Annotated in this window: 25 protein-coding genes and 1 pseudogene; 9 read left to right on the top strand and 17 right to left on the bottom strand. The window is 38.7% G+C overall.

Translation table 11 applies throughout. The features are described 5' to 3' along the window. Window positions 1–30 precede the first annotated feature (30 nt). Both AC6H0V_RS15355 and AC6H0V_RS15350 read right to left on the bottom strand, forming a co-directional pair. Entirely contained in the window at window positions 31–276 is a 246-nt protein-coding gene (locus AC6H0V_RS15355; RefSeq protein WP_497561076.1) for a NifU family protein, read from the bottom strand. Between the two features lie 34 nt (window positions 277–310). Next, the gene (locus AC6H0V_RS15350; RefSeq protein WP_497561075.1) at window positions 311–1387 is read right to left on the bottom strand and encodes an Mrp/NBP35 family ATP-binding protein; all 1077 of its coding nucleotides are present in this window, start codon (window positions 1385–1387) and stop codon (window positions 311–313) included. Window positions 1388–1665: 278 nt separating this feature from the next. Between AC6H0V_RS15350 and AC6H0V_RS15345 the strand changes: the two genes are divergently transcribed. From AC6H0V_RS15345 to AC6H0V_RS15335, 3 genes are all read left to right on the top strand, one after another. Then, window positions 1666–3816 (top strand): transglycosylase domain-containing protein, encoded by a 2151-nt coding sequence (locus AC6H0V_RS15345; RefSeq protein WP_497561074.1) that lies wholly within the window; start codon window positions 1666–1668, stop codon window positions 3814–3816. Window positions 3817–3856: 40 nt separating this feature from the next. After that, the gene (gene hpt, locus AC6H0V_RS15340) at window positions 3857–4393 is read left to right on the top strand and encodes a hypoxanthine phosphoribosyltransferase (protein ID WP_497561073.1); all 537 of its coding nucleotides are present in this window, start codon (window positions 3857–3859) and stop codon (window positions 4391–4393) included. Window positions 4394–4482: 89 nt separating this feature from the next. Further along, window positions 4483–5142 (top strand): phosphatidylserine decarboxylase family protein, encoded by a 660-nt coding sequence (locus AC6H0V_RS15335; protein ID WP_497561072.1) that lies wholly within the window; start codon window positions 4483–4485, stop codon window positions 5140–5142. Between the two features lie 261 nt (window positions 5143–5403). Here AC6H0V_RS15335 and AC6H0V_RS15330 read toward each other — a convergent pair whose 3' ends face one another. The 10 genes and pseudogenes from AC6H0V_RS15330 to AC6H0V_RS15285 form a co-directional block, all read right to left on the bottom strand. Further along, window positions 5404–6531 (bottom strand): mechanosensitive ion channel family protein, encoded by a 1128-nt coding sequence (locus AC6H0V_RS15330; RefSeq protein ID WP_497561071.1) that lies wholly within the window; start codon window positions 6529–6531, stop codon window positions 5404–5406. After that, a complete protein-coding gene (locus AC6H0V_RS15325; protein ID WP_497561070.1) occupies window positions 6531–7757 on the bottom strand; it encodes a Glu/Leu/Phe/Val dehydrogenase dimerization domain-containing protein in 1227 nt (408 codons plus the stop codon). The genes AC6H0V_RS15330 and AC6H0V_RS15325 overlap by 1 nt, the downstream gene beginning before the upstream one ends. A 133-nt stretch (window positions 7758–7890) precedes the next feature. Beyond that, entirely contained in the window at window positions 7891–8238 is a 348-nt protein-coding gene (gene rplS / locus AC6H0V_RS15320) for a 50S ribosomal protein L19 (RefSeq protein ID WP_497561069.1), read from the bottom strand. Window positions 8239–8704: 466 nt separating this feature from the next. Continuing rightward, complete coding sequence (trmD, locus tag AC6H0V_RS15315) at window positions 8705–9379, bottom strand: tRNA (guanosine(37)-N1)-methyltransferase TrmD (RefSeq protein WP_497561068.1); 675 nt, start codon at window positions 9377–9379, stop codon at window positions 8705–8707. Window positions 9380–9452: 73 nt separating this feature from the next. After that, window positions 9453–9659, bottom strand: coding sequence for a helix-turn-helix transcriptional regulator (locus AC6H0V_RS15310; protein WP_497561067.1), 207 nt, complete (start codon window positions 9657–9659; stop codon window positions 9453–9455). Further along, a complete protein-coding gene (locus tag AC6H0V_RS15305; RefSeq protein ID WP_497561066.1) occupies window positions 9649–10527 on the bottom strand; it encodes a hypothetical protein in 879 nt (292 codons plus the stop codon). Before AC6H0V_RS15305 ends, AC6H0V_RS15310 begins: the two co-directional genes overlap by 11 nt. After that, window positions 10517–11122 (bottom strand): hypothetical protein, encoded by a 606-nt coding sequence (locus tag AC6H0V_RS15300; protein WP_497561065.1) that lies wholly within the window; start codon window positions 11120–11122, stop codon window positions 10517–10519. The genes AC6H0V_RS15305 and AC6H0V_RS15300 overlap by 11 nt, the downstream gene beginning before the upstream one ends. Window positions 11123–11555: 433 nt before the next feature. After that, a complete protein-coding gene (locus tag AC6H0V_RS15295) occupies window positions 11556–12209 on the bottom strand; it encodes a hypothetical protein (protein ID WP_497561064.1) in 654 nt (217 codons plus the stop codon). A gap of 121 nt (window positions 12210–12330) precedes the next feature. Beyond that, window positions 12331–12858 carry a ribosome maturation factor RimM gene (gene rimM, locus AC6H0V_RS15290; protein ID WP_497561063.1) on the bottom strand — a complete coding sequence of 176 codons (528 nt, stop codon included), beginning with the start codon at window positions 12856–12858 and terminating at the stop codon, window positions 12331–12333. A gap of 357 nt (window positions 12859–13215) precedes the next feature. Next, window positions 13216–13755: pseudogene (locus AC6H0V_RS15285) on the bottom strand (30S ribosomal protein S16); the annotation flags it as partial. A gap of 139 nt (window positions 13756–13894) precedes the next feature. Between AC6H0V_RS15285 and AC6H0V_RS15280 the strand changes: the two are divergent. Continuing rightward, the gene (locus AC6H0V_RS15280; protein WP_497561062.1) at window positions 13895–14413 is read left to right on the top strand and encodes a 5' nucleotidase, NT5C type; all 519 of its coding nucleotides are present in this window, start codon (window positions 13895–13897) and stop codon (window positions 14411–14413) included. A gap of 202 nt (window positions 14414–14615) precedes the next feature. After that, window positions 14616–14939 (top strand): heavy metal-binding domain-containing protein, encoded by a 324-nt coding sequence (locus AC6H0V_RS15275; protein WP_497561061.1) that lies wholly within the window; start codon window positions 14616–14618, stop codon window positions 14937–14939. Window positions 14940–14992: 53 nt separating this feature from the next. On the opposite strand, the gene pfkA is transcribed toward AC6H0V_RS15275, so the two are convergent. The 4 genes from pfkA to AC6H0V_RS15255 form a co-directional block, all read right to left on the bottom strand. After that, on the bottom strand, window positions 14993–15976 hold the full coding sequence (gene pfkA, locus AC6H0V_RS15270; RefSeq protein WP_497561060.1) for a 6-phosphofructokinase: 984 nt from the start codon (window positions 15974–15976) through the stop codon (window positions 14993–14995). Beyond that, entirely contained in the window at window positions 15977–17674 is a 1698-nt protein-coding gene (locus AC6H0V_RS15265; RefSeq protein ID WP_497561059.1) for a protein-disulfide reductase DsbD family protein, read from the bottom strand. It lies immediately after the preceding gene. 135 nt (window positions 17675–17809) lie between these two features. After that, window positions 17810–18259 carry a protein-disulfide reductase DsbD N-terminal domain-containing protein gene (locus tag AC6H0V_RS15260; protein ID WP_497561058.1) on the bottom strand — a complete coding sequence of 150 codons (450 nt, stop codon included), beginning with the start codon at window positions 18257–18259 and terminating at the stop codon, window positions 17810–17812. Window positions 18260–18273: 14 nt separating this feature from the next. Next, window positions 18274–19056, bottom strand: a complete 783-nt coding sequence (locus AC6H0V_RS15255; protein ID WP_497561057.1) for a biotin--[acetyl-CoA-carboxylase] ligase — start codon at window positions 19054–19056, stop codon at window positions 18274–18276. A gap of 43 nt (window positions 19057–19099) precedes the next feature. Between AC6H0V_RS15255 and rsfS the strand changes: the two genes are divergently transcribed. The 4 genes from rsfS (at window position 19100) to AC6H0V_RS15235 (ending at window position 23425) form a co-directional block, all read left to right on the top strand. After that, entirely contained in the window at window positions 19100–19474 is a 375-nt protein-coding gene (rsfS, locus tag AC6H0V_RS15250; RefSeq protein ID WP_497561056.1) for a ribosome silencing factor, read from the top strand. Between the two features lie 33 nt (window positions 19475–19507). Further along, window positions 19508–21544 carry an ATP-dependent zinc metalloprotease FtsH gene (ftsH, locus tag AC6H0V_RS15245; protein WP_497561055.1) on the top strand — a complete coding sequence of 679 codons (2037 nt, stop codon included), beginning with the start codon at window positions 19508–19510 and terminating at the stop codon, window positions 21542–21544. Between the two features lie 90 nt (window positions 21545–21634). Beyond that, window positions 21635–22279: a LutC/YkgG family protein gene (locus AC6H0V_RS15240; protein WP_497561054.1), complete on the top strand. Its 645-nt coding sequence runs from the start codon at window positions 21635–21637 to the stop codon at window positions 22277–22279. A gap of 75 nt (window positions 22280–22354) precedes the next feature. Next, window positions 22355–23425 carry a 3-oxoacyl-ACP synthase III family protein gene (locus AC6H0V_RS15235; protein WP_497561053.1) on the top strand — a complete coding sequence of 357 codons (1071 nt, stop codon included), beginning with the start codon at window positions 22355–22357 and terminating at the stop codon, window positions 23423–23425. A gap of 67 nt (window positions 23426–23492) precedes the next feature. On the opposite strand, the gene AC6H0V_RS15230 is transcribed toward AC6H0V_RS15235, so the two are convergent. Further along, a complete protein-coding gene (locus AC6H0V_RS15230) occupies window positions 23493–24992 on the bottom strand; it encodes a tetratricopeptide repeat protein (protein ID WP_497561052.1) in 1500 nt (499 codons plus the stop codon). Window positions 24993–25267 lie beyond the last annotated feature (275 nt).

Genomic DNA, 25267 nt, shown 5'->3' with positions numbered 1-25267 from the left:
TTATTTGTTAGTTAAATTGTGTTAAAATAACTAAACCTGTTCTGCCAAATCAACGGCAACAACTCCAGTAATTTCAGGAACGGCTTTCATAATTGCCTGTTCAATGCCGGCCTTCATGGTCATAAAGCTCATTTTACAGTTGCCACAATTACCCAATAATCTTAATTTAACAACATGCTCTGGCGTTATCTCTTCTATGGCAACATTTCCCCCATCAGCAATTAAATATGGTCTGATGGTTTCTAATGCTTGCTCAACTTGTTCTGTTAAACTCATCTTATATTTTTTAAAGTATAAAAATAGTAAATTTTTAGCAATTCGCTGTGAATACGTTATTTATAGAAATCTGCTGGGCCATTTTTCTTGCTATTTCGGTAAATGCCAGAGCAAGGGGGCTTTCTTTATCCATTGATATGGGTTGTCCGTTATCACCCGCAGCAGTAATGCTTTGCACCAAAGGAATTTCTCCCAAGAACGGCACATCATATTGTGCAGCTAATGCCTTGCCACCATCTTTGCCAAAAATGTAATATTTATTTTCCGGTAGTTCGGCTGGTGTAAAATAAGACATGTTTTCTATTACCCCTAGAACCGGAATATTAATGCCCGGCATCCTAAACATCGCCAAGCCTTTTCTGGTATCAGCCAAGGCTACTTGTTGTGGGGTGGTTACAATTACCGCTCCAGCGATCGGGAAACTTTGGCTGATAGTAATGTGGATATCCCCGGTTCCTGGCGGAAGATCTACGATCAAATAATCCAATTCTCCCCAATCTGCATCATTAAATAACTGTTTGATAGCATTCGAAGCCATTGGTCCCCGCCAAGGCACTGGCTGATCGGGGTCTGCAAAAAAGCCTAAAGAAAGTAATTTAATTCCATATTTTTCAATGGGCAAAATCAGGGTTTTCCCTTCCTCGGTTTCTCGGGCACTTGGTTTTGCTCCAATTAAGCCAAACATAATGGGTACGGATGGCCCATAAATATCAGCATCAATTAAACCTACCTTTGCCCCATCAGCAGCTAACGTTACGGCTAAATTACTTGCTACAGTTGATTTTCCAACCCCACCTTTTCCGGATGAAACCAAAATTATATTTTTGATCGCCTTTAATTGCGTCGTATCTAATGGTCTGGTTACTCTCGAAGTAATATTGATATTGATAATAGCATCGGCTGCAACAAAATGTTTGATTGCGTTGGTACACGCATTCTTCAACATTTCCTTCATCGGGCAAGCGGGGGTAGTGAGCTCTAAGGTAAAACCAACAGTCATACCTTCTATATTAACATCTTTGATCATGTTAAGCGTAACCAGATCTTTCTTCAAATCTGGATCTTCTACATTTCTTAAGGCTGTTAAAACTTGCTCGGCTGTAATTATCATTCCCCAAAATTAACAAAACATGGGCATAAAAAATTTGCGTTCCCCCTTTTTGTTGTAATTTTAACACGAACTGGGACAAATCTGACAATTATTTGTCAGTTGTCGAACTCCTTGTGGCAGATGAAATACAATTAATATCTTCACAGGAACTGAGACGAGGCAAACAATTTACTTGTAACTTCGTCGAACTCCGTGTGACAGATGAAAACATGAATAACTTCACACGAAATAAACATTTGCCATAAGCGTTTGTTTAACAATTACTTCTAAATTAGTTTATGCAGCTACCAAAAATTAATATTCCTAAAAAATACGTGAAGATTGGTGTGTGGGTTTTAGGTGTCTTTTTATGCTTATTTATTTCTCTGGGCGCATTGGCCTATAGTAAACGCGAAGCCCTGCTAAAAAAAATGATGGCTAAAGCAATCGCAAAAGCGGATGCAAACTATGGGCTTAAAATAAAAATTGGGTCTGCAGGATTTACCGGATTAAGTACCGTAAACATGAAGAATATTTCTGTTGTACCGAAAGATCGAGACACGCTCTCAACCATCAACGACATCACTATCGGGGTAAAAATATTCCCTTTGCTTTTTGGTACGGTAAAATTATCAGAAATTAACCTTAACGAGGGAAAATTAACCGTGGTTTTGAGAGACTCGCTAACTAACATTGATTTCATCCTCAAAAGAAAAAAGAAGGATAGTGTAAGTACCCACAAAGTAAATCTAGGCGATTTGGCCAACGATTTATTGAATGAGGTTTTTTATAAGATTCCCGATGATATGGAAGTTAAAAACTTCTTGCTTAAATTGAACGATAATGATACAGCTTCCCTTAAATTCCTAACCACAAAAGCAACAATAGATAATGGTAAGTTAATATCGAATATCACGGTTAATGATACTGTTGCAACTTGGCATCTAAACGGCAAGTTAAATCCAGGCAGTAAAAGGCTAAACGTAATGCTTTTTGCAGAGGGAAAAAAGGTAGAGCTTCCCCAATATCTCGAACAAAAGCTGCATACCAAAGTTAGCTTTGATACCGTTACCACAGAAATGAAGGAGGCCGATTATAGTGGCGACGATTACAAAATTTCTGGGGCATGGTCTGTAAAAAATCTGGTGATCAATCAAAAGCGGATCTCTAACGCTGATGTTATCGTGCCCCGTGCAAAAATTGATGCAGATATGCTGATCGGAGAGAATTACATCAGTTTAGATAGTACCTCAACTGTATTTCTAAAAAGTGCTTCGGTACACCCCTATTTAAAATATACCCTCTCTCCTAATAAAATTTACGAGCTCAAAATCAAAGCCGATGAACAGGATGCGCAGGCTATTTTTGATTCTTTCCCCTTGGGACTGTTCGAATCTTTAGAAGGCATTAAAGTTCAAGGAAAGTTAAAATACAACCTTGATTTTTACCTGGATTCTTCGATCCCAGATAGCGTAAAATTTAACTCCACCTTAACGCCCACCAATTTCAAAATTGTGAAATGGGGCAAAAACAATCTGCAAAAAATTAATGCCGACTTTGTGTATACCCCGTACGAATATGGGAAGCCAATGCGGAATATCACCATCGGGCCCTCAAACCCGAATTTTACAAGATTGGAAAACATTTCACCCAACTTTAAAAATGCGCTCTTAACTTCAGAAGACCCTTCGTTTTTTAGGCACCATGGTTTTGTAGAGGAATCGATCAGAAAATCCATAGCTGTTAATTTTAAAGAAAAACGCTTTAAAAGAGGGGGGAGTACCATTTCTATGCAATTGGTTAAAAATGTCTTTTTAAGTCGCCAGAAAACTTTAGCCCGCAAAGCGGAAGAAATCCTAATTGTTTGGCTGATCGAGAATAACCGATTAATAAGTAAGCAACGCATGTTGGAGGTTTATTTCAACATTATCGAAATGGGGCAGAATGTATATGGAATTGGAGAGGCCTCCCGTCATTATTTTGGTAAGACACCAGCCGAACTAACCATAGGTGAAGGGATTTTTCTGGCTAACATTGTTCCAAAGCCTAAAGCCGCACTGTATAAATTTATGAGTGATGGAAGCTTAAAGGAATATCTTTATAAATACTTCACCTTTATAGGAAACACGATGGCCCGTAGAGGCTTAACTCCTGTAGATAGCGCAGGATATGGTTTTTATGGAGTAAGGCTCCGTGAGGGATTAAGACAGTATCTCCTTCCCGATTCAGTGGTAATTGATACCGCAAAAATAGAAGCTGATGAGGACGAGGCCATGCCACCAGGCGGAATGCAGGACAAATCAAAGAACCTGTTCGATCGTTTATTCGGACAACCCAAAAAAGATACGATAACCAAAGCCCCACCTAAAGCGGATACGGTTAAAACTAAGAAACAATTACGGCAAGAAAAGAGAGAAGAGCGAAAGAAACAAAAAGAAAATCCTACCTAGACTTATGAAGTATTAAGACTCGTAAGTCTGAATTAAAAATATGAACAAAATACAGATCCACGATAAAGACTTCGAAATCCTGTTAGAAAATGACATGATTTCTAAGCGCACACGATTAATCGGCATCCAGTTAAATGTAGATTACGAAGGCCGTTGCCCTGTTTTTATCGGCGTATTAAATGGAAGTTTTTTATTCATGGCCGATCTGCTAAAAGAGATAACCATTTCTTGCGAAGTAGGATTTATTAGGGTTGCGTCTTACCTCGGTACCGAAAGCACTGGTCAAATTCAGGAAGCATTTGGTTTGCCCGATGACCTGAACAACCGCGATATAATTATTGTAGAAGACATTGTAGATACGGGCCTTACCCTAACCTATATCTTAGAAAAAGTGTATGCCCAAAAACCTGCATCAGTAACTATTTGTAGCTTATTATCTAAGCCCGCAGCCATAAAAGAACCTATTAATGAACTAAGGTACGTGGGTTTTGAGATTCCCAATGAGTTTGTGGTAGGTTATGGCTTGGACTATAACGGGCTTGGCAGAAATTTGAAGGATATTTATCGGGCTATCTAAGGCTCCTAGAGTCATCGGATGATTTAAATCATCCGATGACTACCTAAAACCATAAATTTTTCCGAATTTTGCATTCAAATCAGAAATCAATGACTATCCATAAAGAAGGTTATACCACTATTGCACTTACCATTTTGTTTATTTTCGTTCTCAACGCATTTGTTGATTATAAATTTGCTGATCTGGGTTGGTTGCGCTGGTTAATCTACATCGTGTCCTTTGCACTATTTATAATTGTACTCCAATTTTTCAGAAACCCTACGCGTACTTTCACTAATGGTGAAAATTTAGTGATCTGCCCTGCTGATGGAAAGGTTGTAGTAATTGAAGAAACAGAAGAAGACGAATACTTTAAAGATAAGCGCTTACAGGTTTCGATTTTCATGTCGCCCATTAACGTGCACATTAACCGTAATCCTATTTCTGGTATCGTTAAATTTTTCAAATATCATCCAGGTAAGTATTTAGCGGCCTGGAACCCAAAATCTAGCACCGAAAACGAACGTACCACCACAGTTGTTGAACATAAAAATGGAACGCCCATCCTTTTCAGGCAAATAGCTGGTGCATTGGCCCGTAGAATTGTATGGTACGTTAAAAAAGACGATCAGGTAGTACAGGGCGAGCAGTTTGGCTTTATCAAATTCGGCTCAAGGGTTGATATTTTCTTGCCTGTAGGTACTGATGTTAAATTAGTCCTTGGCGAAGTAGTTAAAGGAGGAGTTACTGTTTTAGCAGAATTAAGCTAGATATCTACTTAGTAAAGGATCTGTGTAGCTTTAATTTCAAAAGATTATTTTTCCAAATTGCGATACAATCGCAGGTTTCATACATCCTCGTTGCAAACGAGGACGAGTTAGGGGAGGAGTTACTGTTTTAGCAGAATTAAGCTAGATTATCTACCTCTTAATGGTCTTAATTTCTTAATGGTCAAAGTCGACCTAACATCTCCTCCTTTTCGTTTGTAATTGTAACAAAGGTAAGCAGACACATGACTACCAACTCCAAACTTAAGACTTCTCTACAACCACAGTCCGCTGTGTTGGATAAGCGAAATCTGAGCCATGTTGCTGAACAATTTCGATGATTTTAAAATTAACCTCTTCTTTAATTTTAAGGTAATCGTTAAACTCAATGTTTTCTACCAAATACAACACTTGGATATTTAGCGCCGAATCGGCAAAACTATCAAAAGTTACCGCAGCATCGGTTGTATGTGGGTTTTGGGCTAAAAACTGATTGATATCTGCTATGATGTCCTTGATCTTGTCCGCTCCTGTTTCGTAGGTAATGCCTATATTAAATTTAACCCTACGGAAATTTCTTCTCGTCATATTTTCGAGTACACCATCAATCATCGCCCGATTGGGGATAATAATGGTTGTTTTATCCGTACTCCGTAAAACTGTACTCCTAAAGCCCACTTTTTCGATGGTTCCTTCAACGCCATCAACTTTTATCAGATCGCCTACTGTAAACGGCTTGTCTATAAATATGGTAAATGAAGCAATTAGATTCTCTAGGGTCTCTTTTGCTGCTAGCGCGATGGCAATACCTCCAATACCCAGACCCGTAATAAGACTAAGTGCGTTTACTTCAAAAACATATCCCAATAAAACAAAGAAACCAATAAAGTAAATGACAAACTTAAAAAGTTCTTTTAAAAAAGGAACCAATTGATCATCGGCCCTATTTTCAGACTTAATAGCTTTGTACGTAAACACATGTGCTATAAAATCTATGATCCTTAAAATGATCCAAAAGAATGAAAGAATAATAAAAAATAAAAATGTCTTGTCTAATAATTCTCCCCAAGTAAAGGCCTGTAGAACCTTTACATTATCAACTAGTTTATAGTAGTGGAATACTTCAACTTCAAGGGGGTGTTCGAGTTGGTTTATTGCCAAATACAGCGTTGACAGGGTAATGAAAAACTCGAAAGGTTTTAGAAGAAGCGCAATAAAAGTGTCTATTTTTACCTCATCGGCAAATTTTTTGAATAACTTAAATAAAAGTTGGCTTAAAACTCTAGAAACAAATCTTTTCAATATCAAGCCCAGCAAAATGATGCCTACAAACCAAAAATAAGCTTGTACGGTATTTCCCCAAATTACTTGTTCAAAAAACTGATTGTCCATTATACTAACTGTTTCAGTGCAATTTCAAATGCTGTACTTGATAGGTTTGTTCTTTTATTAGATGTGGTATAAACGGCTTGCAAGGCGTTTTGAATAATGTATGAAGCGTCAGAAAATATCGCATCGTCGCTCATTTCTACATTTCGTTGCATAAGGTAGGCAAAAACCCTCGCCATGCCACAGTTGGCGATAAAATCTGGTATTACGGCAACATGATTATCGGCATGCTCCATAATACTTCCGAAGAAAATTTCCTTATCCGCAAAGGGTACATTGGCGCCACAGGAAATTACCTCTAGTCCGTTGCTGATCATTTGATCTACCTCCGCTTGTTGAACTAATCTAGACGAAGCTGCTGGTACGAAGATCTCTGCACCCACGTTCCATATTTTTTCATTAGCCTCAGCAAAAGGAATTAAATTATCGGCGATAAGCGTATTATTTACTCTATTATTAAATAACGTTTTTACCTCCTGCTCCGTAAATCCTTCTGGCTTTATTAATCCGCCTACTCGATCTATAATACCAACAATTTTTACGCCCTGTTGTGCCAAATAATAACCTGCTGCCGCTGCAACATTCCCCCATCCTTGGATAATTGCTTTTTTTCCGTTCAATTCTCCACCCCAGATATTATAGTAGTGCCTAATAGCTTCTGCTACGCCATAGCCGGTAATCATATCGGCTACCTTATATTTTCTTTTGATATCAGGTGTATACGCTAGATCTTCCAATACTTTTGAAACACCGTAGCGTAATTGTCCGATCTGATGGATTCTTTCGTTCTCCCTAGCCTGGTAATGCCCACTGATCACACCTTCTTGCGGGTGCCATAATCCATAACTTTCTGTAATGGGGATTACCTCATGAATTTCATCAATATTTAGATCTCCACCAGTACCGTAATAGCTTTTCAGCAAAGGCATTACCGCTTTGTACCAACGTTCCAATACTTCTTTTTTTCGAGGATCTGCGGGATCAAAGTTTATCCCCGATTTCGCGCCCCCAATTGGCGGACCAGAAACAGTAAATTTTACTTCCATGGTTTTGGCCAGCGATTCGACCTCACGTTTGTCTAATCCTTTTCTCATCCTGGTCCCACCACCGGCTGCACCGCCGCGTAAAGAATTGATCACCACCCACCCTTCGGCCTCCGATTCTTTATCTTTCCATTCGAAAACAATCTCGGGCTGTTTCTCTTCGTATTTTTTTAACAATGCTTTCATTTCAATTTATTTGGTGGCGCAAAGGTAAGAATAGTTTGGCGTTTGGCGCTAAGCGTCTAGCGATGTCCATCGTTAATAAACAAAAAAACCTCCACGATTTAATCGTGAAGGTTATATCTTTTGTTGAAGGATATTATTTTCTTAAAGATTTGATACGCGCAGCTTTACCAGTTAATTCACGTAAATAGAACAACTTGGCTCTACGTACTTTACCGTAACTGTTAACTTCTACTTTATCGATGTTTGGAGAGTTAATTGGGAAGATACGTTCTACGCCAACTCCATTACTCATTTTACGCACAGTAAACGTTTCGTTTGCACCAGCGCTGTTACGTTGGATAACAACCCCTTGATAAATTTGAATACGTTCTTTATTACCTTCGCGAATTTTATAGTGAACACTCACTGTATCTCCTGATTTGAAAGAAGGAAACTCATTTTTCGCGATTACCTGCTCTTCTACAAATTTTACTAAATCCATGATTTTAAGCTATTAAGCCGATTTTTTGTTGTTTAAAATCGGACTGCAATATTAGGGATTTTATTTTAAAAATAAAAGTGAAGTGTGAAATAAATTTATTTTCTAACAATTTAGGTTTTTTCAACATCTCGCTTTGCGGATGATTACGCACCTGCCTGCCGGCAGGCAGGGATTATAGATGATTACACCGATTTGAGCTAAGCTCACAACTCCCAACTTTCGCTTCGCGGATGATTTCACAGTCCCGATAGCTATCGGGATAAAGATTACTCAGATTTTATACCTTTATAAGTTAAAATTTTTTCAGACTTTCAGACTTTCAGACTTTCAGACTTTCAGACTTTCAGACTTTCAGACTTTCAGACTTTCAGACTTTCAGACTTTCAGACTTTCAGACTTTCAGACTTTCAGACTTTCAGACTTTCAGACTTTCGGACTTTCGGACTTTCGGACTTTCAACTCCCAACTACTCTAGCAAATCAGGTCTTCTCTCTCGGGTTCGTTTAACCGCTTCATCGTGTCTCCATTCGTTAATTTTTGCTTCGTGTCCGCTTAACAACACATCAGGCACTTTATGCCCGCGCCAATCAGCCGGACGGGTATAAATGGGTGCATCCAGTAGATCTCCCTGAAAACTGTCGGATAAAGCTGAGGTTTCATCGTTCAACACTCCAGGAACCAAACGCACCACTGCATCAACCAAAACCGCAGCTGGCAACTCTCCACCAGATAACACGTAATCGCCAATTGAGATTTCCCTCGTCACATAAATTTCTCTAATGCGCTGATCAATTCCTTTGTAATGTCCACATAAAATGATGATGTTCTTTTGGATGGAAAGCTGGTTGGCTATGCCCTGATCTAAGGTTTCACCATCGGGGCTCATAAATATCACTTCATCGTACTTACGTTCGCCCTGCAGTTTCTCAATACATGCTGCAAATGGCTCAATGCTCATCACCATTCCGCTTCCCCCTCCATAAGGATAATCGTCTACACTTTTTTGTTTGTTGGTAGCATAATCCCGTAGATTATGAACCACAATTTCGGCAATTCCCTTCTTCTGTGCCCGCTGTAAAATAGAGTGGGCAAATGGACTGATCAATAGATCGGGCAAAACGGATATGATATCGAAACGCATGGGGCAAATGTAAGAATAGTTTGGCGTATGGCGATAAGCGTCATGCGATCGCACATCGCCAAACGCATAACGCCTAACTATAGTCTAGCTCCTCCAGCTCAAAGATCTCCTCAACCGGTTTATCAAAAACCTTTGCCATTTTTAAGGCCAACACAGTTGAAGGCACATACTTGCCAGATTCGATGGTATTTATCGTTTGACGGGAAACCTGGATCAGATCAGCTAACTCAGCCTGGGTAATATTTTTGATGGCACGTTGTACCCTTAGGTTATTTTTCATGATTCAGTTCTCCTTCAAAGTTTTTTAATAATTGGTTGTTTTTGTAGTTGATATATTCCATTCTGATTACAAAGAACAGTAATAAAGAAAGGGAGGAAAACCCAAGCACAAATAAATAGTCTACAGAATAAAACAACAAGGTTCCCACCAACAAAAGGGCGTAATTAAAGTAGATAGCCAATTGCAAACTTTCTAAACGAAGTTGCATCGTCATTTCATCTTCAATTTTATTTTTAGAAAAAGACCAAATAAATAGCCCAAGAATACAGCCCGAATAAGCATAATCATCTACGCTGTTACCGAAAGTAAACTTGTAAAACGTTGTAGAAATTAAGAGTGTCAAACTTACAACCGACAGGATAATGCCAATGACCTTAAAGGGTCGGTTTGGCAGAAATCTCAGTTTACCCATACCGTAACTTTCTTTTCTTATTACGCTTAAATAGGTAAACCGTGCGATAAAAATAATCAGTACCATAAAGATCGTGAGCTCAAATGTATGATCTCCAACGAAGGGAATCTCTCCTACTGTTATTCCGCTAAGAACGTTTAAAAAGAGCAGAATGTAAAAAATCATCACGCTCCAGTACAACGAATTGAGCCTTACCTTAGCACTTAATTCATCTTCTTTTCTGTTCTTCGAAAATGCGATTAAAAGTAGGCCAATAACCACAAGAAAGACGGCCAGTTCATTGGTAAAATTTTCAAATGCCTTCTCAAATAATCTATCCTTCTCCCGCAACCGAAATCCAAAACCCGGAATTTCATAATTTTTAAGTACGCTCAAATAGCCCAAGATAAAGCCTGGGATTGCCAATAAATATCCAACAATACTGCACCATATTGGAAACAGGAATTTACTTTTCATTTTGAAATCCTCCTTCCTTTTTCAAAAACCTTGGCTTTAAAAATACGACGTAATTAAACCTTAGTAGAAATGCCGCAAATGCGATCATTACATAATAGGCAATACGTATATCTGGAACATACACATATTCAACAAATAACCCTGCCCTAACAACCGCCTGTGGATTAAATTCGTAATAAATTCTAAAAATTGCTAAAATAGTACCGCAAAAAAATAGGGTCCAGATTAAGGATTCGAGTCTCAGCTTAGAAATAAGTTCATCTTCGATTTTTAATTTCGAACAGACAATAAGGATCATTCCCAAATAAAAAATCAAAAAGTTAATCCGGTCAAACCGATCTCTTATCTCAAGCTGCTTATGAACTTTATAATTATATCTAAATTCTTCAATAGACCTTGCACTGAACATTAATTTTTTTTCATTCTTAAAAAAATAGTACTTATAGGGCCGATTTCCCTTTGCAAACGAAGCATTTAGCTTAGTATCCATTGGTGGTGTATAGCTCTCGGCATAATAATTGGAACCTAAGGTCAACAGAAATAAAACTAGTCCGATCTTAATAAAATAATTTGGCAATAAGTATTTTGTTTTCATCTCTTAAATTTTTAAGTTAAATAATAAACCCAAGTTGCGCATCAAGTTTGTTTTAACAAATGTAAAACAAAGTTTACAACAATGTCAAGTAAAATTTACAAAAAGATTAAATTATTTTACAAAAATTAGAACTTTAATATAATTGAGCCCTTATTAGCACAACTACTCCAAAGTCTCCGGGCACGAAAAAAGGATATTTAGCTTAACCCTCTAATATCTTTACTACGATTTCCATATGGTGAAAAGGAAACCGCAGAGAAACGCAAACCTGAGTTCATAACCTGAGGTGCCTAAGCCGCCTAAGGTGGTTGAGAAAGAAGATCTTAAAATTAAACAACATTCCCTAGTGTCGCCGTGGCTCTGGGGTTAGACATCGGCATCTTGCATTGGCAGTTTAAGGGGCCGCTGTGCGCCAAACACTTCCCGCCAAACGCTATATCGTCCATTGATCATGAATAACCGCCACCAAAAAGTACTGTCCATCCTGTTTTTCGAATACTAGTTTTAGGCTTGTCCAATCCATCCCTTCATTTTTTTGGTCGAACCCGCTAAAATAATAATCGATAAAATGGTGCTTTGGGTAAATGGATTGAAGGTTAACCTGTGTATTTCCTTTTTTAATAATCTCATCGTAGCCTACCGCTTCGGCATTCAGGTAATCGGCATTGTACACGAATTTTTTGAGGTAGTTTTTAACCGTCAACCTAATCGGATCACCAGTCCCGTCAGCATTTCCCCAGGTGAGCACCCAATTTTTATTTATGGATTCTAAAAAATCTGAGGGAGCTAATTTTTTACACTTTGGCGTGTCTACATAGCCATAGGGCGAAAATAGTACTCCTTCGTTTGAAAAATACTTGATCAGTTCTGCATAATTTCGATTTTTTAAGAAGGCCAATACTTGCTGACCTGTAGCCTTAATCGAATCTTGCTGACTGATCCCTACGCCTTTTTCAGCGACTGAAGGAACTTTAACTGCTGTATCTGGATTACTAGTAGACGATGGTTGTTGGGGTTCTTGCCTATTGTTTCCGCAACTGCAGAAAAATGCAATGATAATGAGAAGTAGTAGGGAATGTTTCATCATAACCTACCCCCAAAAACTGCACCATAATTTCGGTTAACGGTATAATCCCGATAGCTATCGGGAGATGAACTGGTTAAACTGAAAGTGAACAAACAGTTAACCAGTTTAAACAATTACCCAATTATCCGTTTAAATAAAGATCAAGCAATCCCTCAGGCAAATCGACTATTAAGGTTTTGGCTTCTTCATCGATCTCTACGATCATATCTTCATTTAATGGGAACAATACTTCTTTCTCTTTGTAGCGTACCGTGGCAACAAATTGCTGTGGATATTCATTAATATCGATAATTTCTCCCAATTCACCATGGGTTTCATCTGTTACCGTAAATCCTTTAAGGTCATTATAGCTAAAATCATCTTCCCCACGTTCGGGCATTTTGCTTAATGGTAGATAGATTTTCTTTTTGACCAATGCCTGAGCCTTATCGATATGGTCTACGTCATCAAAATAGAACAAACCCGTTTGGTTGGGGTATAATTTATGTGATTCTACAAAAAAAGGAACCATTTTGCCGTTCATATCTGCAAAAAGCACATCCAGATCCAAATCTTCGTACGCATCAAACTCAAAATACAATTGTACTTCTCCCTTTAACCCTTTGGTTTTTGTAATGTAACCGATATAAAATGATTCTTCTTTATTCATAAACTCATTTCCCTTAGGGGGACTTAGGGGTTAAATAAAAATAGCGTTCTGAATACCAGAACGCTATTATAAGTTAAAACAAAAATCTTAAGACTATGCTTCTTCTTTTGTTTCTTTTTCTGTTGAAGCATCGGCCACTGGTGCCTCTTCTGTAGCAGTCTCAGCAATTGGCGCTTCCTCTACAGCAGGAGTTTCTTCAGCAATATCTTCCGTTGCAGTCTCAGCAACAGCTTCCTGCGTCGCTGGAGCTTCTTCTACCGGTGCTTCTTCAGCAACTTCTTCCGTTGCAGCTTCAGCAACCGGAGCTTCTTCAGCAACAGCAACTTCTTCTTCAACAGATGGAGTTTCAGCAACAGCCTCTTCAGTTGTAGTTTCAGCAGCAGCTTCAGCAACTGGAGCTTCTTCCGCTACTTCTTCTTCTTCAACAACCTCTTCTACCGGTGCGTTTTTTAACGCAATTGCCGCAGCGCGATCAGCATTTTTCTTAGCTTCAGCAGCTAATGCAGCTTTTCTAGCTTCGCCTTTAGTTGCGGTTAAACTTTCTTTTTTACCTTCAATCTGACCACCTTTAGCTTGCAACCATTCAGCAAATTTAGCATCAGCTTGTTCTGCAGTTAAAGCGCCTTTTTTAACCCCACCTTCTAAGTGTTTTTTATACAAAACACCTTTGTAAGATAGGATAGCACGTGCGGTATCTGTAGGTTGTGCACCTTTATTTACCCAGTCTAAAGTTTTTTCGAAGTTAATTTCAATGGTAGCTGGATTGGTATTTGGGTTATAAGAACCTAAACGCTCAATAAATTTACCATCTCTTGGAGAGCGAGAATCCGCTACTACCACGTGGAAAAAAGGTTTCCCCTTTTTACCGAATCTTTGCAATCTGATTTTAGTTGCCATTTTTCTTTTAAGTTTATGTATTCAACATAGTTCCCGGAGCTTCGTGCTTGCGGGGATGCAAAAGTAAGTAAATGATTGATTATAAGCAAATTTTTTAGTCATCGGATGACTTAAGTCATCCGATGACTATATTTGCGCAATGAAAATAGCCATAGACATGGATGAAGTAATTGCAGATCCAATTGCCAAATTCATCGAACTTTATAATAGGGATTACGGTATTCCATTAGACCTAAAACTTGAACCCGGTAATGAGATCTATCACCATGTGCCTGAACACATCAATAACAAATGGTTCGATTATATTAATGAAAAGGGCTTTTTTAGAAATCTTCCCATCATTGAGGGCAGTATCGAAGCCATCCAAAAACTGCAGGAAAAACATGAGGTATATATCGTTTCTGCTGCAATGGAATTTCCAAACTCGCTCGAAGACAAATACCATTGGCTAGCTGAGCATTTACCTTTTATCAGCTGGAAAAACATTATCTTCTGTGGAGAAAAAATCGTAAGTACTGATGTCATGATTGATGATAGAGCCAAAAATTTTATCAATTTTAAAGGCAGATCTTTATTATTCACTTCTCCACATAACCTCTTGCTCACCGATTATGAAAGGGTAAACAACTGGGATGAGGTGTTGGAAAAACTATTGTAGGGCTTTCACTCTTTCACCACCTTAGCGCACCTGAGAAACCTAAGGATAACTGGACTAAAAATATTAACTCGTCTTAGGTGCATTCCTTAGGTTTCTTAGCATTCTAAGGTGGTGGAAAGTATGACCCCATTTGTAACATTCTCCCCTTCAAAGCATCTGAATATAAACCGAACAACGATCGGTGAAATCAACCTCAAAAACCATGTTAATAACAACAACAAACACAGTAGAAGGCAAGAGAATAGTAAAATACATTGGTCTTGTAACCGGAGAAACCATTATTGGCGCTAATATATTTAAAGATTTATTTGCAGGTATACGGGATATCGTAGGCGGAAGATCTGGATCCTATGAACAAGTATTGCGTGAAGGAAAAAACACTGCAGTAAATGAAATGCAGCAATATGCAGCCTCATTGGGCGCAAACGCAATTATTGGGGTAGACCTAGATTACGAAACCGTAGGTAACGGAGGAAGCATGCTCATGGTTACCGCTAGTGGAACCGCGGTGGTGCTTGAAGACTAGGTGCGTGGGGCAAAGAGCGCAGGGCTACCATGCTCGGTGCCCTATGCTCCCTGCTACAACGAAAGTATCTCAACCAACCTTAACCAAGTGGGTGTAATTTTTTGTGCATCAATGTGTTTAATGGCCTGAGAAAATGGGGTAAATACAATTTCCTTATTGATCTGACCTGCCATTACATCGGTTTTACCATTTAACAATCCCTCTACGGCAGCCACGCCTAAACGGCTAGCCAAAACTCTATCCATACAGCTTGGCTTGCCTCCCCGCTGGATATGGCCAAGAACTGAAATCCGAATATCTGTATTTGGGAACTTTTTCTTTAACACTTCGCCAACATTATAAGCTCCTCCTGCTTCATCGCCCTCGGCTACAATAATGATTTTAGAAGCCTTATCCTTTCTTCCGTTTTCTAACCTAAAGATCAGATCCTCTACATCCATTTTCGCCTCGGGAATCATGATGGCTTCGGCGCCAACCCCAATTCCGCTTCTCAATGCAATTAGTCCCGAATCGCGACCCATAACCTCTACGATAAATAATCTATCGTGTGATTCGGCAGTATCCCTAATTTTGTCGACCGCATTTACTACGGTATTGATGGCTGTATCGTATCCTATCGCAAAGTCTGTTCCTGCTAGATCATTGTCTATGGTGCCCGGCAAACCAATTACCGGAAAATTAAATTCTCTAGCAAATACATCTGCTCCGGTAAAAGTACCATCTCCTCCAATAACAACTAGGGCATCAATATCGCTCTCCTGTAAGTTTTTATAGGCGAGCTCTCTTCCTTCCTTTGTTTTAAACGCTTCGCTTCTGGCAGTTTTAAGGATGGTTCCTCCACGTTGGATGATATTTGCCACCGATTTGATATCCATAGGCATAAAGTCCGCATTGATCAATCCCTCGTAGCCCTTCAAAATTCCCGTCACATTTACATCGTGGTATAAACTTGCTCTAACAACAGCTCGAATGGCTGCATTCATCCCCGGCGAATCACCTCCTGAGGTTAATACCCCTATATTTTTGATCGTACTCATTTATTTGTTGTTCGCTTTAAATTTATCTAAGCCACTTTGCAAATATGCCGCATATTCCTTTTCATCAAAGATAGCACCTTGCGGATCTACCAATGGAACCAGGTCATGGCCAACCAATACATAATAAGGCTGAGAGTTAGCCCCATATTTTGTGGCTTGAAAATCTAAGTTCCATCTTCCAAGATCATCGGTGTCATGCCTTAAAATTTCGGAATAATGAACTTTGTTTGCTGGCATTTTTATCTTGCGATCGTCAGCATAAAGCTGGATTAATACAAATTCTTCTTTAATTAGCTTTCCAACGGAAGGTTTTACCCAAACTTCATCTTCCATCCTCCTGCAGTTTACACAAGTATGCCCAGTAAAATCGAGCATAATTGGCTTGTTTACAGTTTTTGCATAAGCAACCCCCTCTTCTAGGTCAAAGAATACTTTAAACCCTAATGGTGGGTGCAGTACATCATCGTATTTAACCTTTTTTGGAAAATCTAAAGATGCTTTGGAGTTATCGCTAGCTGAATCTCCGCTCGATAAAATAAAATCTTGGGTATTCATTGGGGGTGCTAAGCCACTTAACACACTTACCGGAGCCCCCCACAATCCTGGTACCATATAAATTGAAAATGAGATAGACAAAATTGCCAACAAGAGTCTTGGCACGCTTATATACGCTAAGTCGCTATCGTGAGAGAATTTCAATTTACCTAGTAGATACAATCCCATCAGGGCAAATATTACAATCCATAAAACCAAGAAGATTTCGCGATCAAACCATTCCCAATGCCAAACCAAATCTGCTGAAGACAAAAACTTAAGCGCCAAAGCTAACTCCAGAAAACCGAGACAAACTTTAACGCTGTTGAGCCAGCCACCAGATTTTGGCATGCTATTTAAAAAACCCGGGAATATGGCCGATAGTGTAAATGGCAATGCAAGGGCTAGGGCAAAGCCGAACATCCCAATTGCAGGGCCAAGCAATTCGCCTTTAGAACTGGCATCAACCAATAAAGTGCCTATAATTGGTCCGGTACAAGAAAAAGAAACCAATGCCAAAGAAGCAGCCATAAAAAAAAGTCCTCCAAGTCCCTTTGTATTATCTGCCTTTGCATCTATTTTATTTACAAAAGAACTCGGCAAGGTAATTTCGAAAGCACCAAAAAAGGAGACCGCAAAAATGACAAGGAGTATAAAAAATACGAAATTAAATGTGCCACTACTACTGAGTTCGTTCAATTTTGCTGAACCAAAAAGCACGGTAATTAGCAATCCGAACGCAACGTAAATTACGATAATTGATAGACCATAAATGATAGCCTGAGCAACTCCCTTTTTCCTGCTACCGCCTTTTTTCATAAAATAACTTACGGTTAAAGGCACCATAGGGAAAATACAGGGCATTAAAAAGGCTAGAAAACCGCCTAACAATCCTTTTACAAAGGTTTCCCAAAGTGTTAGTTTCTTCTTATTCTGGATTATTAGCTTTGCTACTGTTTTAGATGCGGCTGCAGTATCTTTCTTTACGGTGTCATGTTTGATGTTGTTCGCTATACTATCTTCCTTCGATCCAACAGTTGTAAATCCATCATCATCAGCTCCTACATTTGTAGTATCTTTCTGTAATTTACTTGCATAACAACTCGTGCCACTAGCAACTAAAAGAAGGCTAACAAAAAACAGGAGTAGGCTTATCTTTTTCATACCTATAATTTAAAAGCCGTGAAATTAGTCATTATTTTTTCTAATCAATAGATGAATGGGTTCAAGTGCCGAAGTTTGACTGCCCACAAACAAAAAAAGCTCCCCAAATTGGGAAGCTTCTTAATGTTAAATTGATTATTTAACCGGTATACTAAAAGTTACATCGCTTGGTGGTAAACACTGTGTATCATCACAAACCATAAACTCTATCTTGCCTTTTACCGCAGTAGTGCCTTTATTCAGTTTTACTTTCTGTTGAAAGATTACTTCATCCTTAAAATACGCAATATCCATTTTAAATACCTTTTCGTATTTGCTGATCGGCTTAGGTTCTGTAGTTTTCCCAACTAACGTAAAATCTTTGGAAGGACTAAAAGAAATGATTGTTTTGCTTGGCCCCCCAGGTTTAACATTTTGAGAATACAGATGCCAACCATCTTCTATCGTAGCCTTTAAGTAGATCACCGCCTCGGTTTTACTTATTTTTTTTGCTTTATAAGACCAAGATACAGGGTTTTCCAATTGGGCAAATGCACCAAGCGTACTCATAAATACCAAGGTTAATATTAATGTTATTTTTTTCATTGTATGTTTATTGTTTAATTGGAATGGTGGTTTAAAAATTCTATTTCTTTAAAGTTAAAATGGAACAGTTCCCCGTTTCTTTCTACCTGCAACAATCCCGAATCTGCTACTCCAACTATTTTTCCTTCAAATACCTCTTCGTTTTGGCGATAAGGAGAGGGTATATTAATTTGGTATAGCTTATCAACGTAGGCAGATCTCAAAAATGTATAATTGCCCGCTTTTAGTTGTAGGTACAAACTTTCTATTTGACTGCAAAAATCAATCAAAAGTAATTCCAAATTGACATCTTCTTGTAAAATTCCACTCAGCGAGGTTGCCTTGTGATTTAAAGATGGATCAAAGTTAAGCTGATTTACATTAATCCCTATGCCAATAACGGCAGTTTTAATGGCATTGCCCACAATCACATTCTCTATTAACACGCCCCCCAGTTTTAGGTTTTTGTAGTAAATATCATTTGGCCACTTAATAGTTATTCCTTGGGGTACATACCTAGTTAAAACATTATTTAAAGCAACGCTGATAGCCATATTCAACAAAAACTGCTTCTGTAATGGCAAAAATTTGGGCTTCAGCAAAATGCTGATTGTTAAATTTTTTCCCGGCTCGGCATGCCATGTGTTTTCCTGTTGCCCCCTTCCTGCATACTGATGGTCTGCCATTATTACAGTCCCTTCAGGTAATGGCTCGGATTTTGACACCAAGTTCTTTAAAAAGTTATTAGTAGAATCGACCGCTGATAATTTGATAAGATTTTGACCAACAAATAATGTTGAAAAAGTGTTATTTTGCAAGTGTTGATTTATATTTGTTGATTATCAAAATTAAAAATTTTTAATGGTAAAAAAGAAAACCGCAAATCTTTCTACATACCTCTCAGAAATAGCAGTTCACGGCATCCAGGAAAAAAAGGGACACGACATTGTACGTTTAGATTTAAGAGAACTAAACAGCTCGGTTTCTGATTATTTCATAGTTTGCAATGCCGATTCATCTACGCAGGTAAAAGCAATTGCCGATAGTGTTGAAGATGAAATCTATAAAACCACCCAAACTAATCCATGGCGCAAAGAAGGATTAGACAATGCCGAATGGATTATCCTTGATTACTTTGATATCGTGGTTCACATTTTCAGAACAGAAAAACGTGATTTCTACGGAATTGAAGATTTATGGGGCGACGCAGAAACCACAACTTATAAAAGTGCCTAGTCCCAAATTATTTAAACAAGCAATGAAACTCACATGAAAGAAAATCAAAATACAGATAACAAACCAAAATTAGAAAAACGTATTCCCAATATCCCCAAGAAACCCCAAAAAGGCTCTAAATTTAATATATTCTGGGTTTATGCCGTCATCATAATTGGTCTGATTACTGTTCAAGTGCTTTATTCTTCAGATACTTCCAAAGAAGTTTCTTACCAAACTTTTGAGCAAGACATGCTGTTGCCTGGTTATGTATCAAAAATTGAAGCGTATAAAGCTGACGAAATTGCAAGAGCTGATGTCTATATTACTGAAGAAGGTCTAAAAGATCCAAAAATTAAAAAATATGTTGTCACAAATAATTTTGGCGGAAAAAGCAAAGGACCATTGGTATATTTTAGTGGAAATTCTTTAGACGATATCAGCAAGAAAATTACCGAATCAGAAAAAAAGTTGCCTGTTGGGTCTGTTTTGCCTGAAGTTAAGCCTGTTTCTAAATCTAGCCCGTGGAGTGGTGTCTTCATCAATTTCCTTTTACCCTTACTTTTATTGGTCGGTATCTGGATTTTTATGATGCGCAGAATGGGCGGCGGTGGAGGCGGCGGCGGAGGCCAAATCTTCAATATCGGTAAATCTAAAGCCACCTTGTTCGACAAGGAAAGTCAAGTAGGAATTACCTTTAATGATGTTGCCGGTTTAGAGGAAGCTAAACAAGAGGTGATGGAAATCGTAGATTTCCTTAAAAACCCCAAAAAATATACCGACCTAGGTGGTAAAATACCTAAAGGCGCCTTATTAGTAGGTTCTCCAGGTACAGGAAAAACCCTATTGGCGAAAGCAGTTGCAGGAGAAGCACAGGTTCCATTTTTCTCCCTATCGGGTTCAGATTTTGTGGAAATGTTTGTAGGTGTGGGCGCTTCGCGTGTTCGTGACTTATTTAAACAAGCCAAAGACAAATCGCCCTGCATCGTCTTCATTGACGAGATTGATGCCATTGGTCGTGCTCGTGGAAAAAACAGTATGATGGGTGGTAACGACGAGCGTGAGAATACATTAAACCAGTTATTGGTTGAAATGGATGGTTTTGGAACCAATACACATGTAATTATTCTTGCAGCAACTAACAGAGCTGATGTTTTGGACAAGGCATTGTTAAGAGCAGGAAGATTTGATAGGCAGATCTATGTAGACCTACCGGATGTGATCGAACGTAAACAGATTTTCGAAGTTCACATCGCCCCTTTAAAAAGAGAAGGTTTATTGGATACCGAATTTTTAGCAAAACAAACTCCTGGGTTTTCTGGGGCTGATATTGCAAATGTATGTAATGAGGCAGCACTGATCGCTGCTCGTAAAAATAAATCGTTCGTTGAGAAGCAGGATTTCTTAGATGCCGTAGATAGGATAGTTGGTGGATTAGAGAAGAAAAACAAAATTATCACTGCTGCAGAAAAACAGGCCATTGCTATCCACGAAGCCGGACACGCTACAGTAAGCTGGTTATTGGAACATGCCGCGCCATTGGTTAAAGTTACTATTGTACCTAGGGGCCAAAGCCTCGGGGCTGCCTGGTATTTGCCAGAAGAGCGCTTAATCGTTCGCCCACATCAAATGCTCGATGAAATGTGCGCAACAATGGGCGGAAGAGCAGCAGAAAAGGTAATGTTTGATACCATTTCTACAGGCGCTCTAAGTGACCTTGAAAAGGTAAACAAACAAGCTAGGGCCATGGTTACCATTTATGGTTTGAACGAAAAATTAGGAAACATTACCTATTATGATTCTTCTGGTCAGAATGAGTATAATTTCTCAAAACCTTATTCGGAAGATACTGCCTTAACTATTGATAGAGAAATTTCTAATTTAATTGAAGGTCAGTACCAAAGGGCTATTAGCTTATTAAACGACAACAAAGACAAGTTAATCCAGCTGGCCGATATTTTGATCGAAAAAGAAGTATTATTTAAAGATGATTTGGAAGAAATTTTCGGAAAGCGATTATTTGAAAGCCCTGCAACAGGAAATGAAATCCAAGGTGGAACCACTGGCCATATTACTCCAGTAGAAGCCTAACTCAATTTTAACATTGGCAGGGAAGCAGTTTTATAGATAAGACTGCTTCTTTGTTTATATCCACTAGGTTAAGTAATTTTGATCTCTACTATGAAAGAGAATGTTTCGTCTAAAGAATTGATGCTAAAAAAAATTAGAAAGGCCTTGCTCGAAAAGCGAGATAATCCTTACCCTAATTTAGAAGAGAGCCAGCTTTACAAAACCAATACCGAAGAACTTGAAATCCTCTTTGCAGAGCAGCTAACCGCTGTGGCTGGAAATTTTATCTTTTGCGAAAACGGCATGGATTTCATCGAAAATATCTTAACCCTTGCCGATCAGTTTAAGTGGAGAAAGATCTACTGCTGGGAACCCGAACTTCAGGCTTTATTGTCACATTATGAATTCCCCTTTTACCAAACCGATAAGGATTTTGAACAAGCTGAGGTCGGTATAACGCTCTGTGAAGCACTAATAGCTAGAAACGGATCCGTAATGGTAAGCAATCAGCATGCCGCAGGGCGAAGATTGAGCATCTTCCCCCATCAACATATTGTAATCGCCAGAACAGGCCAATTGGTATTGGATTTGAAAGATGCTTTCCAAATGCTTAAAAACAAATATGGCACACATATTCCATCTATGGTGAGTACAATAACTGGACCTAGCAGAACTGCAGATATTGAAAAAACCTTAGTGCTAGGCGCCCATGGCCCAAAAGAATTATTTGTATTTTTAATTGATGATTTCTCTTAATTATTTTTAAATTCAATTAAAATATAATATTTTTATACTATATACCAAATTAGTATACGGTACAGAATGAGCAATATGAACAAAATATATTCAGTTATTACTGGTACAGGAAGCTATATACCTGAAAATATTATCTCTGGCGACCATTTTATGGAAGCCTCTTTTTTTGATAACGGCATTAAGCTAGACAAAGAAAATAAAGAGATCATCCACAAGTTTAGCGAGATTACCGAGATTGTTGAACGACGCTATGTTGATCTTGATCTACAAAACAGCGATATCGCTACTATAGCTGCCAAAAAAGCTTTAAGTGCTGCGCACTGCGATAAAGAAACACTAGATCATATCATCTTCTGCCACAATTTTGGCGATGTAAGAGCAAATACAAACAGGATGGACATGCTCCCTGCGCTTGCCGCAAAGGTTAAGCAAGAGCTTGAAATAGAAAATCCGGATTGTGTGGCCTACGACATTATCTTTGGGTGCCCTGGATGGGTACAAGGCGTTATACAGGCTGATTATTTGATTAGAAGTGGTGATGCAAAAAAAGTATTGGTAATTGGTTCTGAAACCCTCTCTAGAATTATCGATCCGCACGATAGAGACAGCATGATTTTTTCTGATGGCGCCGGGGCAGTAATTTTTGAGGCCCAAGAATCAGTAGAGCCCATTGGTATTATTGCCCATAAAAGTCAGACCTTTGCTAGTCATGCCTCCTTATTAACCATGGGAAGCAGCAATAATCCGGCAGAGAACAATGGCAATATGTATTTAAAAATGAACGGACGAAAACTGTACGAGTTTGCCGTTATTAATGTTCCTCAAGTGGTTAAAAAAGCCATAGACAAGGCTGGAGTTTCCATTGAACAGATAAAAACAGTATTTATTCATCAGGCCAATGGTAAAATGGATAATGCCATTATGAAGCGTTTATTTAAATTATACGATCTGGAAAATGTACCCGAAAACTTGGTGCCCATGACGATCTCCTGGCTTGGAAATAGTTCTGTAGCTACCATCCCAACATTGATAGATTTAGTGATGAACAACAAAGTGGAGGGATATCAAATTAGAAAGGGGGAGTATGCCGTTTTCGCATCTGTTGGAGCTGGCATGCACATTAATGCTATAGTTTATAAGTTTTAGCGTTGGGCGGTAAGCGATCAGCGTCAGTTTAAATTCGAACGATAATATTAGGTAGTTTACCAACTAGCTAATTCCCTAATCTTCTCAGGCCCTGCTTGGCTTCGTTGTCAATGCTGCTTTTTTGCTCATCATTATTCATATTGATTGCCATATTATAGCTTGATCTTGCCTTTGCTGGATTTTTTTTGTTCTCGTAAATTTTACCAACCTGTACGGCTGCCTTTGCTGCGTAATAATATTTCAGCTCTTTTCCATTGGATATCGCACTCTGATAATTGATTAAGGCAACATCATCCCTTCCCAGGGCATCATTAATTCTGCCTAGGCGATAAAAGTATTCTGTTTTATCTTTTGTAGTGCTAAAATCATCTGATTTATTATCTGATAATGAGGTTATGGCCTTGGTATAATAACCTCCATCAAACAACAGTCTCGCCCTTAATAATTCTTTATTAGGGCTGGGCGCATTGGCTTCTTTTACAGCCTGCTTATCTCTTTCATGATAGCTATAACCATTATTTTTCGTCTTCGACATGAAGGCTGAAAACCCCGCATCATCATTTTTAAATAACGCTATCCATCCCAAATGTAGATAGGTATCCTTGATATAGTTTACGCCTTTATTGGTCTGTAAAAAGCGTTCAAAAAAAGTCGCCGCTGTTAAATCCAACTTGTTTAATTTAGCTATACCCATCAGGTAATCAAGATAAGGAAATGCCTGATAGGCTGTCCCGGTAGGCCTGCTGGCCAATATTTCTATGGCTTCATCGTTATGTGCATTTCTTGCGCAAACATAGGCCTGTAAATAGGATTTTAACAAACTACTGTCTGCAATTCTTGCCGTATATTTCATTGTTTTAGCATAGGCTTGAGAGCTGTGGGCAACATCAGACAATACATAGGCGTAGTTAAACACGGTTTCTTCATAAAACGGTTCGTAGGCAGATTTAGGAAGATTTTCGGCAAGTTTATCTAACATGCTCAACCCGGTTTGCAAATTACCTTTTAGTCCTAATGTAGAAAGTGTGCTCTTCAGAAAACCATCTGGTAGGGCACCCATAACTGCGTTAATTAACCCAAGTCCCATGCCATTTAAATGAAACCCTGGAAACTTTTTGGTATTTTCTTGCAGTTGGCTATTCGCCTTATTAATTTCTCTGGCGGCGGTAAGATACGATCCATACCTTCCTCTGATTAGTGCCCACTGAAGATTTATTTGAGCTTGGGCATATAAATAATAGGGAGAACCCTTATCATCGCCACTAATCTGGTCTATCCTATCATCTTTATTTTCCTCCAGTCTTTCGAATTCTGATTTGCTTTCTGAAGTTAACAGGTAGAAGTAATCTACATAGTTCTCTAACATGGGTACGATGGCATTCCTGGGGTGGGCTTTTTTCTCGGCTTGGAGGAGTTGCCTTGCGGCATTTAGTTTAAGCTCGAATATATTTTGGTAGGCCTTTTGGCAGTTGGCATTAAAATCAAAATTGGCTGATGCGCTTAAAGAAAATAGAAAAAGGATAGAGAATAGGAAATAGGAAATAGAAGTGATTTTGGTTTGACGCATAGTTGTTCGATGCCGATTAAAAGTTGAAGTTAGTAATTTTATATAACGCACAAAAGTAGCTGTTGTTTTACGTTGAATATGATCACACAGATCTTAAACGATTACACAGATTTCGCAGGCCATAGCTCATCACCTAGCCATCCCACGAATCAATCCTATTGCGCCTTTCAAATTTTTGTTATTGAAAGCAGTTAACGTATAACCGTATCGGTATAATCCCTTCAATCGGTGAAATCCCCTTTTAAAAAAAAGCCCCGTTAGCAAAATGCTCCGGG

The organism is Pedobacter sp. NO84, from assembly GCF_059703915.1.
The sequence above is the reverse complement of the archived record's forward strand: the minus strand, read 5'-3'. Positions and strand labels throughout refer to the sequence as shown.